Genomic DNA, 12,482 nt, shown 5'->3' with positions numbered 1-12,482 from the left:
CTGATAGCCCGACAAAAGGGGACAGAGCAAGAGCATCACGTCAGTGAAGCTGCACACAGCGGCTTGAGCTCTGCATCGGGCGCGGTTTCGTTAATGGGGCGTCTACCCAATGCTGCTAAGGTGAGAGCCTTAAGGAGTGTCTAGCCAATGGCACGCATGGAATACACACAAGACATCGCCGGAGATCAGCCCGCGACACTGGCCCGCAAAGCGGCGCGTGGTGCGCGTTTGTATCGATCCAGCTTTGGTCGAGCGCTTCAGACCCTCGACCTCCTCGTCATTCTTGTGGTGATGGCATATGTGTTTCGAGTAGCCACCGAAGAAAATGTACTTTCAGCCCCCTTAAGCATGCTCCTGCCGATGGCGTTTGGCGGCATAACTCTCGCGCTGATCTTGCGCGAACATGATCTTTATCGCTTCGAGGTTACACCAAATGCTGAAACCCATGGCATTAAAGCCTTGGGAGCGGTCCTTTTGGCACTGCCCTCAACGGCGGCAATTGGGGCCTTAATTGCCCTGTGTGTCGGCCGTGTGGCGGCAGCTGGCGCGTGGGAAGCCAGCATCGCAACCTTATTAGCTGGCTCCATCATTGTCTCGGTTCATTTCCTCTCAGCCCTCATTTTAGGCGCGATGAACCGGGCCGGACTATTTTCGCTGAATGTGGTGATCGTGGGAGCGACGCCTCTAGCCCACAAACTGATTGAAGAAGCCAAGGCGTCCGGGGACATCTCTGTTCTCGGGGTCTTTGACGACCGGATGGATCGGGCCAAGCCCTTGCCGAACCATGTGAAGTTATTGGGCGATCTTGACGACCTAATGAGCTGGCCGCATCTGCCCAGCGTCGACCGCGTGATCGTCGCGGTCTCCAGCACCGCACAAAGCCGTGTTTTGCAGTTGGTCGCTAAATTGCGCTCCATGCCCAATAAAGTTGTGCTGGCCATTGATATGCAAGGCTTTGACAGCGATGGCACGACGATTGGCCGCATTGGCAACCGCCCTGTCGCTTATGTCTCCGGCGCGCCTGAAGACGCCAAGCGCGCCTTCTGGAAGCGCGTGCAGGATCTTGTGTTGGGAACAATTGCCCTTGTGTTGGCAGCTCCGGTGATGACCTTGATTGCGGTCGCGATAAAGCTGGACAGCAGAGGGCCGATCTTCTTCCGGCAAAAGCGGCATGGCTTTAACAATCAAGCTTTTGATTGCTGGAAATTCCGTTCTATGCGGGTAGAAACCACCGACGCCTGCGCCGCCCAACAAGTGACGCAGAACGACCCGCGTGTGACCCGGATTGGCCGCTTTATCCGCGCCACATCCTTAGACGAACTGCCGCAATTGTTTAATGTCTTGAACGGCACCATGTCGCTGGTTGGGCCGCGCCCACATGCCATCGGGATGAAAACGGGCGATCAAGAGAGCGAAGCTTTGGTCGCTGAATATGCCCACCGCCACCGGATCAAGCCTGGTATGACAGGCTGGGCCGCCATTCACGGCTCACGCGGGCCGGTGCATAGCGCCGAAGAAGTCGCTGAACGGGTAGCCTTCGATATCGCCTATATTCGCGATGCAAGCCTGTGGCTCGACCTTTGGATCATGTTGCGGACCCTGCCCGCCTTGCTCGGCGATAAAGGTTCGGTGCGGTGAGCTTTCTGACAGTCTTTGGCCGAGAGGCACAGCGCCAACCATGATGGGTCGTCACCTCATGGCTTATCTGATCCCCAATCTGGCCCAAGCTGTGGCCAGCTTTGGCATGGTCGCCATCCTCACGCGCTTGCTGAGCGACGACGATTATGGTCGCTACACCTTGGTCTATGCGGCCATGACGCTGGCGCAATATCTCTCCGTCGTCTGGATTGAAGCGGCTGCGGCTCGCTTTTATGCTGATGCGGCAGAAAAGGGCGAAAAGCCGGCCCATTTCGCCACTTTGATTACCTTGTTTAGTTGGTGCGCGGGCGCTTTTGCCCTGATCTCCATCGCAGCCCTTGTGCTATGGCCAGCCGACCTGAATTTAAAGATTGTGGTTGCAGCCGCCTTTGGCAGCGTGATTACCAGGTCTTTGATTAAAATCGCTTTGGAAACAAGGCGAATGGCGCAAGAGGCCAAGCGCTTTGCGGTGGTTGACACATTGCACACCTTACTCGCCTTTGGGCTTGGCATTGGGTGCGTGGTTTTCTTTGCCATGGGGCCAGAGGGCCCGTTTATCGGCATGCTGATTGCCTCGCTGGTCGTGCTAGCGATTGAAGGGCCAGCCTTGTGGTTTGCGGCGCGCAAAGGCGCGCTCGAACCCACACGCGCGAAAGCCTATTTCGCCTATGGTGCGCCTTTGGCTGGCGGTCTAATTCTAAGTCTGGCTCTGACCAGTGGTGATCGCTTTGTCATCGCCGCGTTTCTGGGGGAAGGCGACGTGGGGGCCTATTCCGCCGGCTATCAGGTTGGTGCACGGATTCTCGACATCATCTTCACCTGGGGTGCCGCTGCCGTCACACCCATCTTGATCGCAGCTTATGAGCGCGGTGGCCCGGCTGAGGCCGTCAAGGCAGCCCATCAGGGCTATGTTGTCCGGCTTGGCATTGGCGCGCCTGCGGCCTTGGGTCTAGGGTTACTTGCAGCCCCAATTTGCGAGATTTTGATCGGGGAAGCCCTGCGCGATCGCGCGATCCAAGTCGTGCCGTGGATTGCTTTTTCGGCTTTGCTTGCGGGGATGTGCGACTATTTTTCAGAGGCCTTCATGCTGTCGAAAAAGGCCTTGCAACGGGCACTCTTGCTCTTGGTGCCGGTAATCACCAGCCTCAGCCTCAATGTGCTTTTGCTGCCGAAGTATGGCTTGATGGGGGCAGCTTACGCCAATGTCGCAGCCTATGGTCTTGGCATGACCATGCTGGCGTGGATTGGCCGACGCTATGTGGCATTGCCGATCCCGCTGCTGGAAACCGCGAAAATTGCGATAGCTTGTGCCCTTATGGCAGGCGTCGTACTGGCTCTACCGCGTTTTGGTGCGTTCCAAGACCTTGTCTTGAAAGGGGGCTTAGGTGCCATCAGCTATGGAGCCTTTATTGTGGCCCTGAATGTGGCGGGTGCGCGTGACTTTGCCAAATCCCTCTGGAGCCGGCTGCGTCCACAAACGGGGGCCTTATGAGCGAGACGATTTTCACCAATGGCGTCAAAGCCGAAAGCCCCTTGGCGCTCAGTATTGCGACGCCCTTTTTCCGCAATGACCCAAGCGAGCTCCTGGATATCTTGTCCAACCAAATGGCCGGCGAAGCGGTGGAATTGATTATGGTCGATGATGGCTCTGGTGACCCATCTGTGACGGCGAAGCTGGAGGCAACGCTGCATAGTCTGAATGTGCCCGCCAGCCTTATCACCTTACATGCGAATCAAGGCCGCTCAGCGGCCCGAAATCGACTGATTGCAGCGGCCAAGGCACCATTTATCCTTTTCCTTGATTCCGACATGGCCCCCGATGCGCCAAGCTTTGTGTCTGACTGGCTGCAGCTTGCCCGCGATCCAGCCACAGAAATTGCCTATGGCGGGTTCTCCACCTTGCAAGTCCCCGATTGCGCCGCTTTGGCCTTGGCCAAAATGGTTGCCGAAAAGTCCGACTGCGCGTCGGCTGGCGAGCGGCAAAGCCGGGGCGCTTTGGCAGTAGCCACCTCCAACCTATTGGTACGCAAGACCATTTTGGACGACACCCCCTTTGATGCAGGCTTTTCGGGTTGGGGTTGGGAAGATGTGGACTGGGCGTTGCGGGCCGATGCCAAGGGTCACGCGGTTCGTCACGTCGATATTCCTGCGACCCATTTAGGCCTTGATGATGCCGCGACGCTACTGGATAAGTTTGCCAAAGCTGGGCCAAATTTCCGCAAAATGGTTGAACGCCACCCCAGTATGGCGGCATTGCCCGGTACCAAACTTGCTCAAACCCTGGCGCGTGTGCCCGGCCGAGCGATGATCAAATCGGTCCTAAAGGCCTTGGTCCTATCAGAAGCTCTACCTTTGGCGATCCGGTCCCAAGGGGCACGGCTCTGGCGGGCATTATGGGCGGCAGACGCGCTTAGGTGAGGCGATCGCGTGTCGTGGGGCGAGGCCGCGTGTGCAGCGCGGTGGATTGATTGGCCCCCTGATAAGGCGCGCTCGCCATGATTGGCTGATTAGGGCGGGGCTGTTGTGCTGGCACGAAGGGACTGATGCCTGCGCCAAAACTTAAGCCCGCCAGCATTGCCACCCAAGGACCAAGTACTGACACTTCCGCCGGGGCCAATAGCAAGGTTGCAAGCCCCGCACACCACATACCAAACACGAATGCACAGTCCGCATCGCTCGCCCTGCGGTCCAGTGCCAAACGAACGCTGGTCACAATGGCCCAAAGCCCTGCAAGCCCTAGGCCCAGCATACCCAATCCTTGGCCAAATCCTTCACTGATAGAGGCCCCTGCAACGCCGAAGCCATAACCAATCCAGTTTATTGCGCCAAATGGGTCAGACGACAGCGCTAATGGGGTGAATAGCGCCAGCAGCGTCACAGTCAGGATCGAGCAGGCCAGCGTGACGGCAACATCAATCGGTGTCCAAGGACGACGGGCAGAAATCCAGCGTAAGCCATAGCCAAGGCCCGCCGCCACAATCCCAACGCCGGCGGCCATCAGGCTGACCAAGTCGCCCAAGACAAGGGCCAGAGCGATCAAAGCCACCGCCCAAGCCAACCAAGCCCAGCGCCATTTGGCACTGGCAGCCGATGCCCACAATGCCGCACAAAGGGCAAGGCTCAAATCACCGTCTAAAGCATCAAGCGGCATGAGGCCACGTGCGGCAACAAGCTGAGCCGACAGAGCAAAAATACCTGCGAAGGCCGCCGTAAACGCCAAATCAGCGGCCGATAGGCGCGCGAATATGGTTATGCCGAAAACCCACACCAATAGAAGAAGGATGCCATGTTGTAGGGCAAGTGCAGGTGCCAGCGCCCAGACGGCTGAAGCCATACAAATTGCGACCAACACTAAACCGTCCAAGCGCCGCAACAGAACCGGGGCCAACACTTCCCATCGCACCGCAAAGCCGACCAGGCCCATGGAAGCGACACCTGCTTTGAGGATCACCGGCCCCAGAGGTGCTTCGTCTAGGCCAGCCGCGCCGGGCCACATCCGCCAAAAACCTGCGCTAAAGCAGGCGAGCGCGAGAGCCAGCAAGGCTATGTCCCAACGCAACGACAATTTAGGGGCGAACATGTTAGCGATTTCGGCTGAACTTCAGGGCAGGACTTGATTGGCCAGTCACCACGATTCCGAGACAGCGTCCACCACGACCGACGACTTCATCGCGCAAATCAATCGATTCGCGAACATCGCTCTTATTGCCATCAATAACCAGAATGACCCCGTCCATATCCGCCGCTAAGGCAAGTCCTGCGCGGGATTGCTCGAGTGGCGGGGCATCGACAATCGTCAGGTCCACGGAACGACGCACGGCACGCCAATAGTCGGGTGCCGGGGCTACTTGCAGCTTTTGATTGCTGGCCAAAGCGGTGCGATTAAACCGACTGACATAGAGCTTTGGGATGGTGGTTTTATAACTCACCACGGCCCCCTCACCTTGCGCGCCGTCGGGGGCGCGGGGTTGGGCGCGCCAGAATGGCGTCACACCAAAAGTCATATCGTACGGGCCTCTAAAGCCAGTCTGGGCACCACCCAAAGCGGAAAACTGTCCCGGTCCAAAGAAGTCTAAGTCAATGAGCCAAGCCGATTTCGCAGCGCGCTCGGCGGCGAGCTCCGCGAAGGCGCGTGCCACTTCCGAGATTCCGACGTCGTGTTTAGCCCCCACGAACATGACGGCAGCGCCCGCGCCCCCTGTTGCAGCGGCAACAGCAGACCAGACTCCGTTCATCTGTCCTTGAATGCTTCCCATCCAAACCCCAACTCAAACACGCGCTCACGCTGTCTTAACGCGTTACCGTCGCCAAGATCGGAAGGCCGAGAGTCCGACCGATCGATGACGGTGTGGGGAAGGTTGTCCGCGAGAATGCCCGCATCAAACCAGCCGCCAATGCCGTTAAGGCCGCGAAGAAGACAGAGAGCATCGCTACTTCCTTCTTCCAGCTCTTGCCACGAGTCGGCACATTAGCACGTTCAATGACCCGAATATTTTCATTAGAGGTGCGGCTAAGTTCATTTTGAGCTTGAGAAGATGCTTCCCGAGTTGAAAATTGTTTGACTTGCTCTTCCAAGATTGCCTTGCGGCGCATCAAGTCATCAAACAATGGCTTTACTTGGCTTAACTGGATGGCACGCGCTTGCAATTGGGCAACTTGGGCCTCCAGAATGGCTTCGCGCTGAGTTAAAGCTTCCACTTCGGCAGCATTACGCGCCCGATCTGCAGCCAGAGTATCACGTACGGGGTTGGCCCCCGTCTTGGTCGTGCCAGCAGCGCGGCCCTGATCGGAGCCCAAAAGCTCATCTAAAGCTTCAATCCGGCGCCGCATATCCTGCACGGGCTGGCTTTGCTCGGTATAGCGGGTCTGCAGCTCTGCCAATTGGCTGGCCAATTCGATCCGACGACGGGAATTATCGGTCTCAAATGACAGACGCACTTCACGCGGTTCGCTGCGGAAGCTGCGGTCACTCGCCGCAAAACGGCCTTCGGCCTCGCGCTGGCGCGATTGTACGTTCAACAAATCAGCGCGCGCGGTTGAAAGCAACGACTGCAAGGCTAGGCGCTCTGCTTCAAAGTCAGCCACACCATTGGCACCCAGAAAGGTGGTGATTTCGGCTTCCAACTCTTGCAAGCGGGTTTCAAACTCATTGCGTTGGATCCGCAAAGCGCCTGTTTGATCCTCAAACAAGACTTCCCGGCGATAAGTCAGATACTCATCAATCACGGTATTCAGGACTTTTGCAGCAATAACTGGGTCTTTGCTTTGATAGCCCAATTGGATCACGGTGGTGTTGGCGGACGCTGCAGCAGAGAAATTGCGCTGGAACTGATCGACACCAAATGCAATGCGGCGCTCTGGCGTATCGGGGCCTTGGGTGATCTGAATTTCCTCGGGATTGAACATGCGATCAAGGCCGACTTTGCGAATCACCCGCTCAGCAACTTGCGCAGATTTGATTACTTCGACTTCGGATTGAACGATTTGCTCTTGCTTGGGCGCTGCGCCCTCACCGGCGGCACCAACGCGCGGCGTGAACACATATTCCTGTCCCAGCAAAATCGAAAGCCGCGCATTGGCATTATAACTCTTTTGAAGTGTGGTCGCAAAAGCGATCCCAAGCGCTGAAATCAGAGTAAAAACAATGATCATCAGCCACTTCTCACGCCATAACAGGCTAACCCAGTCTTGGAAATCCAACTGGGGGCGCGCGCTGCCGGTCGGCTCATAGCCGCCGGTGCGGGGATAGCTTGGGCCCGTGTGGTAAGTCATTCTAAATTCCGCGCGTCAGGACGTGTGGCAAAGCATTTTGCTTCCTCCAAACGTTAATCAACCATTATCCATTAACGAAACGTTTAACGATTGGGTTTCTAAGAAACAGGCTGTCGCCAATCGATCCAGGGAGCCTGTTCATGCGTGCCAAAACCACCGCTAAACTCTGGTCTTGGGTGACTTTGGCAGCGCTTTGTCTGACAGCTTGTGCGCCCAGAGGCTATGTCGACGCCCTGCGCACGGACGGCAAGAATTGGCAAACGCCGCGGCCGGTTGCCACAGCCGACTTCCCTGCCATCCCGACTTTTCCAAGCTGGACCGCCGAAGATGAGACGTATCGATTCTTTCCGGGCGACGTGATCGATTTTCAATCGGTGAGCGCACCAGAGCTTAGCCGGAAGCTGACTGTTGCACCCGATGGGCGTATCCATCCACCCATGCTGGAAGCCATTATGGCGGCGGACCGCACGCCCGATGATTTAAAGCTGGAATTACAAGGACAATATGCGACCCATTTGCGCAATCCTGCAATTGCGCTCGCCCCCGATAGTTTCGCCTCACAAAAATTCTTTGTCGGCGGTGAAGTGGCCAAGCCTGGCCTCTACGATTTATCAGGTGAGATGGACCCGTTGCAGGCCATTACGACGGCTGGCGGTTTCTTAAACACCGCCCGGCGAGAAGAAGTCGTCGTCTTACGCCGGGGTGCAGGTGGCACGCCTTACATGCGGGTCTATGACCTTCGCTCTGTTTGGGCGAGCCAAGCTTTGCTGGCCGAACTGCCACGTTTGCGCCGCTTTGACGTTGTTTGGGTGCCGAAGTCGCGCATTTCTGAATTGGGGCAATTTACCCAGCAATTCGTCCGCGACGCGCTGCCGATTACCGTCGGCTTCAACTATAGTATCGGCTCAAACATCGTCCAATAAGGGCGTCAGACCGCAGCAATGCGGCCTGAGAGCAGATGCTTTTAGTTAGCCGTGCGCTGGAGCCATTCGCGGGCGGCGCGCTGGGCTGCTGAGACTTGGCTTTGGGTCATCATCGCGGTCAATTCTTGGCGACGCAGCTTGGCTTCGCTATCACCGCGCATGGCGGCAATGTTGAACCACTTGTGCGCTTCCACATAATCTACGTCGGCACCAACGCCGGTTGCATGCGACAGACCCAAGGCAAACAGATCGCTGCCTGCGTCATTGGTTTCAACTTCGGTGGTCATTGTGACCTCTAAAGCGCTGCTCATATCGTAAGCCATTTTAGTCTTTCCCCTAACCATATTGACCGCGTTCTGGGCCAAGTGCTTTTTTCACCGAGCGGCCGTTTTGGCCTCTCGCAGGGACAATGTGACGGGTGATAGTGAATCGAATCTTCTCAAGACCTTGCTATAAAATGAATTTCAGTACCTTTTACGTAAACAGGTGGTTCACGCCCTCCGACGTGATTCATGACTCCTTCAGCTACTTTGCTCAGAGATTGATAAACTTGCCTTTTTTCGAACCCGATGACGCTAACGCTCTATCAACCGAGAATCTGGACGTCTCTCAGGTTTTTGATTTGAACGGCAAAGGCGCGGTCGAGGCCTTAGCCCTTGTGGAAGCCGCCCTGCACGAACAGCGTCGCGATGAAGAGGTTAAGCTGTGGTTCAAATTTGATCCCCCTCAGCCCGGTGGTGGCGAGACTTTGTTTCAGCCCGTCGGCAGACGATTGCGCGACGCCATTAAGCATGGCCATGCGGTGCGCGCGATGCCAGCCCAAGGTGGCGGCTGGATTGTCAGGCTGGCGGCAAAGGTGCGATAGTTAATCATGGCCGTCTATACCGAACCCACCGACGAAGAATTGTCGATCCTTTTGCAAGGATGGGGCCTGGATGGCCTGAGAAACTTCAAGGGCATTGCTGAAGGGGTTCAGAACTCAAACTTCTTGGTGGAAGCCGCCCAAGGCCGCTTCATCATGACGATTTACGAGAAATCCGTCGCGCTGGAAGATTTGCCCTTTTATTTGGGCCTGACCGAACGGGCCGCCAATGCGGGCCTGCCGTCTGCTCGGCCTATCCGCACCCAAGATGACCAAGTGGTGCAGATGATCAGGGGCAAGCCTACCGCACTTTGCAGCTTCCTTGACGGGGTCTCATCCAAGCGCCCACCCGCCAGTCATGCCCGCGCTGTGGGTGCCGCATTGGCCCAGTTACATCAGGCTTTGGACGGCTTCCCGCTATCGCGCCCAAACGACTTGGGTCCAGATAATTGGGCTGATCTTTGGAAGGGCCGATCCCGCCATGCCGAAGCGCTGGAGCCCGGGATTGCGGCGGCCATCCAAAGCGACCTCGAAGCCTTTAAGGCCGACTGGCCGACGGATTTGCCGCGCGGCATCATCCATGCCGATCTCTTCCCGGACAATGTGCTGTTTCTGGGCGAGCAGGTCAGCGGCCTGATCGACTTTTATTTCGCCTGCAATGACTTCTTGGCTTACGATGTTGCAGTCATGCTGAATGCTTGGTGCTTTGAAGCCAATGGGCGGGAGTTTGACCTCATCAAAGGCCGCGCTTTGATTTCAGGTTATGAGAGTGTGCGGCCCTTAAGTGCGGCAGAGCGCGCTGCTTTGCCCCTATTGGCTCGCGGTGCAGCCCTGCGCTTTTTCCTCACTCGTCTTGTGGATTGGATGACACCGATGGATGGGGCCTTGGTGCGCAAGAAGGATCCACGCGATTATGCGGGCCGGCTTGCCTTCCACCGGGCCGCACGTGATGCTTCAGATTATGGTGCGCCTTAAGCGTCCAACCAGCCGGCAACCATCGACACCACTTCATCATTTTGTACCAAGGCCCGATGTCCGAGGCCATCGACGGACCAGAAGCGCGCGCCGGGCCACGCTTCTGCGGCACGCTTGCCTTCAGAAGCTGGGCATTGCTCGTCGTCGAGGGAATGGATGAACAAGGCATCCGCTTTCATACTGGGCGCAGCAGCCGCTAAATCAAAGAAGCGACCCTCTTGATGGCCGAGCGCCAAGGCCGCTTCAATCATCGGCTCTTCGACGCCATAGCGCCGCCATGCCCGCTCAAATTGGCGGGCTTGCGCAACAGGCGGGGAGATCAGCACGACTTGGTCTAGCTCTAACCCTTGTTGGAAAGCCTTTGCCAAAGCCGGCCCGCCAAAAGAATGGGTGGCAGCACCAGCAAAAGGTCCGAAACGCGCTTGCAAGGCCAAAATGGCATCGGCTGCTAATTCCAAGCTACAGCGATCCCCATCGCTATGTCCGTGGCCCGGCAGATCAAAGGCGACAACGGAACGGCCGCGCTGACTCAAGAGCTCGATCAGGGGGGACCACAGGCTGGTGTCATCCTCCCAGCCATGCACCAAGAGTACGGGCGGGGCCTCATAACGGTGCCCGAGCAGATGCCAGCTGGCAATCTGAGAGCCCTCAGGGCCAATCATTTCATGATCGGCTTGATGCAGAAGCGGGCTGACACGAGGAACCGCCCGCCGCTTTGGCTGGCCGGATTGGTTCAAAAGATGCTTGGCATGAGTCACAACGTCGTTCATGACAGAGCGTGTGGAACGCCGCCGCGCAGTTTGCAAGGTCATGACGAAACGGAAACCTCAAGATGGATGACACTTTATTCCCAGCTGCGACGATTTTGTTGGTGCGCGATGGCGCAGACGGACTGGAAGTCATGATGGTCGAGCGCCACGCCAATATCGGCTTTGCCGGTGGTGCGATGGTGTGGCCCGGCGGCAAAGTGGACCCAGCAGACTTTGACGAAGGCTGGCTGGAGGCTGCTGAAGGCCTCGAAGGCTTGGAAGCCGATGAGCGCGCAGCTCGTGTGGCCGCACTGCGGGAAGCCTATGAGGAGACAGGCATCTTGCTGGCGACCCGCAATGGTGAGCCGATTGGGGCAAAAGCGCTGGACTTAACCGACATGCGCAAACGCGTAGACCGCGACGCGACCTTGTTTCAGCCCTTAGTGCGCGGTCATGGCCTAAAACTGGCAACCAGCGCGCTGCGCCCGTTTGCGCGCTGGATCCCGCCCCCTGCCCTCCACAAGCGCTTTGATACGCGATTTTATTTGACACCCGTGCCAGCTGGCCAAGACGGGGTACAAGATGGCAGCGAAGCGGTCGATCTGGTGTGGATCAAGCCACAAGCCGCCTTGGATGATTTGGCTGCCGGCCGCCGCAAAATCATCTTCCCAACCGCCCGCAATCTTGAACTTCTGGCACTGTCCAAGACGGTAGAGAAGGCGCTGGCCGATGTGGCGGCGCGTCCGCAAGGTATCGTCCAGCCCATCATCGAAAATGGGGTGTTGAAGATACGTTCTGACCTTGGCTATCCAGTTACCGAAGAAACACTCGATACAGCCATGCGGGGGTAAGCCATGCCAATGATCCAACTTTCAACCGGCATTCCCGCCCTGTTTGAGCCCGCCCAAGGCGACCAGCGCCGTGGAGGCTTAATTGTAGCGCAAGAGATTTTCGGCCTGAATGCCAATATCCGCGCCCTATGTGCGCGGTTTGCCGCGGATGGCTTTGACGTTTTAGCCCCAGCTTATTTCGACCGGATCGAAGCAGACTTCATCGCCGCCTATGATCAAGACGGGATTCAAAAGGGCCTTTCTGCGGTACGAGCCACATCCTGGGATCAAGTCACCGCCGATACGCAAGCGGCTATTGACCTACTCCACCAGACCCAGACGCGCATCTTTGTCACGGGCTTTTGCTGGGGCGGGACGGTTGCCTGGGTGGCCGCGTGCCGTTGTGCAGGCGTGACCGCAGCTTCGGGCTTCTACGGCCGGATGATCAATATGTTCTTGGCCGAAACGCCAAAAGCACCGATTGAATTGCATTATGGCGACAATGACCCCGGCATTCCATTGAGCTTGGTCGACGAGGTGCGCGCCGCCCACCCACAGGTGCCCGTTCATATTTACCCTGCAGGCCATGGCTTCTTCTCAGACCGCGGACATGATTTTGACCCGACACAAGCAGATCTTGCGTGGGCACGAACCATCGATCTGTTTCATCGCAGCTAAATATGCGTCAGAAGACGCGGGTTAGCGCCACATAGCCATAATGGGTCGTGCCTTG

Annotated in this window: 13 protein-coding genes; 8 read left to right on the top strand and 5 right to left on the bottom strand. The window is 57.2% G+C overall.

Going from position 1 to position 12,482, the window contains the following annotated elements; translation table 11 throughout:
• The first annotated feature begins 147 nt into the window (after window positions 1-147).
• Genes ACOVRA_RS11530 through ACOVRA_RS11520 form a run of 3 tightly spaced genes read left to right on the top strand, consistent with a single transcriptional unit; the run spans window position 148 to window position 4,056 of the window.
• A complete protein-coding gene (locus tag ACOVRA_RS11530; protein ID WP_421720413.1) occupies window positions 148-1,638 on the top strand; it encodes an exopolysaccharide biosynthesis polyprenyl glycosylphosphotransferase in 1,491 nt (496 codons plus the stop codon).
• 58 nt (window positions 1,639-1,696) lie between these two features.
• Window positions 1,697-3,130, top strand: a complete 1,434-nt coding sequence (locus tag ACOVRA_RS11525; protein ID WP_421720412.1) for an oligosaccharide flippase family protein — start codon at window positions 1,697-1,699, stop codon at window positions 3,128-3,130.
• Window positions 3,127-4,056: a glycosyltransferase family 2 protein gene (locus tag ACOVRA_RS11520; protein WP_421720411.1), complete on the top strand. Its 930-nt coding sequence runs from the start codon at window positions 3,127-3,129 to the stop codon at window positions 4,054-4,056. The genes ACOVRA_RS11525 and ACOVRA_RS11520 overlap by 4 nt, the downstream gene beginning before the upstream one ends.
• On the opposite strand, the gene ACOVRA_RS11515 is transcribed toward ACOVRA_RS11520, so the two are convergent.
• The 3 genes from ACOVRA_RS11515 to ACOVRA_RS11505 are packed head-to-tail and all read right to left on the bottom strand — an operon-like array spanning window position 4,049 to window position 7,410.
• Window positions 4,049-5,218, bottom strand: a complete 1,170-nt coding sequence (locus ACOVRA_RS11515; RefSeq protein WP_421720410.1) for a hypothetical protein — start codon at window positions 5,216-5,218, stop codon at window positions 4,049-4,051. The two genes, ACOVRA_RS11520 and ACOVRA_RS11515, sit on opposite strands and share 8 nt — an antisense overlap.
• A 1-nt stretch (window position 5,219) precedes the next feature.
• On the bottom strand, window positions 5,220-5,894 hold the full coding sequence (locus ACOVRA_RS11510; protein WP_421720409.1) for a hypothetical protein: 675 nt from the start codon (window positions 5,892-5,894) through the stop codon (window positions 5,220-5,222).
• Window positions 5,895-5,928: 34 nt separating this feature from the next.
• Window positions 5,929-7,410, bottom strand: coding sequence for a GumC family protein (locus ACOVRA_RS11505; protein ID WP_421720408.1), 1,482 nt, complete (start codon window positions 7,408-7,410; stop codon window positions 5,929-5,931).
• Between the two features lie 140 nt (window positions 7,411-7,550).
• On the opposite strand from ACOVRA_RS11505, the gene ACOVRA_RS11500 reads away from it, so the two are divergent.
• A complete protein-coding gene (locus ACOVRA_RS11500; RefSeq protein ID WP_421720407.1) occupies window positions 7,551-8,333 on the top strand; it encodes a polysaccharide biosynthesis/export family protein in 783 nt (260 codons plus the stop codon).
• A 41-nt stretch (window positions 8,334-8,374) separates the two neighbouring features.
• On the opposite strand, the gene ACOVRA_RS11495 is transcribed toward ACOVRA_RS11500, so the two are convergent.
• A complete protein-coding gene (locus ACOVRA_RS11495; protein ID WP_290808390.1) occupies window positions 8,375-8,620 on the bottom strand; it encodes a sel1 repeat family protein in 246 nt (81 codons plus the stop codon).
• A gap of 263 nt (window positions 8,621-8,883) precedes the next feature.
• Between ACOVRA_RS11495 and ACOVRA_RS11490 the strand changes: the two genes are divergently transcribed.
• The gene (locus tag ACOVRA_RS11490) at window positions 8,884-9,198 is read left to right on the top strand and encodes a hypothetical protein (protein ID WP_298228547.1); all 315 of its coding nucleotides are present in this window, start codon (window positions 8,884-8,886) and stop codon (window positions 9,196-9,198) included.
• 6 nt (window positions 9,199-9,204) lie between these two features.
• Window positions 9,205-10,170: a homoserine kinase gene (thrB, locus tag ACOVRA_RS11485; protein ID WP_421720406.1), complete on the top strand. Its 966-nt coding sequence runs from the start codon at window positions 9,205-9,207 to the stop codon at window positions 10,168-10,170.
• On the opposite strand, the gene ACOVRA_RS11480 is transcribed toward thrB, so the two are convergent.
• On the bottom strand, window positions 10,167-10,982 hold the full coding sequence (locus tag ACOVRA_RS11480; RefSeq protein WP_421720405.1) for an alpha/beta fold hydrolase: 816 nt from the start codon (window positions 10,980-10,982) through the stop codon (window positions 10,167-10,169). The genes thrB and ACOVRA_RS11480 overlap by 4 nt on opposite strands.
• Before the next feature lie 20 nt (window positions 10,983-11,002).
• Between ACOVRA_RS11480 and ACOVRA_RS11475 the strand changes: the two genes are divergently transcribed.
• Window positions 11,003-11,770, top strand: coding sequence for an NUDIX hydrolase (locus ACOVRA_RS11475; RefSeq protein WP_421720404.1), 768 nt, complete (start codon window positions 11,003-11,005; stop codon window positions 11,768-11,770).
• A 3-nt stretch (window positions 11,771-11,773) separates the two neighbouring features.
• Window positions 11,774-12,427 (top strand): dienelactone hydrolase family protein, encoded by a 654-nt coding sequence (locus ACOVRA_RS11470; protein WP_421720403.1) that lies wholly within the window; start codon window positions 11,774-11,776, stop codon window positions 12,425-12,427.
• Window positions 12,428-12,482 lie beyond the last annotated feature (55 nt).

The sequence above is a fragment of the Aquidulcibacter sp. genome (assembly GCF_049239865.1).
Taxonomy (GTDB): Bacteria; Pseudomonadota; Alphaproteobacteria; order Caulobacterales; family Aquidulcibacteraceae; genus Aquidulcibacter.
The sequence above is the reverse complement of the archived record's forward strand: the minus strand, read 5'-3'. Positions and strand labels throughout refer to the sequence as shown.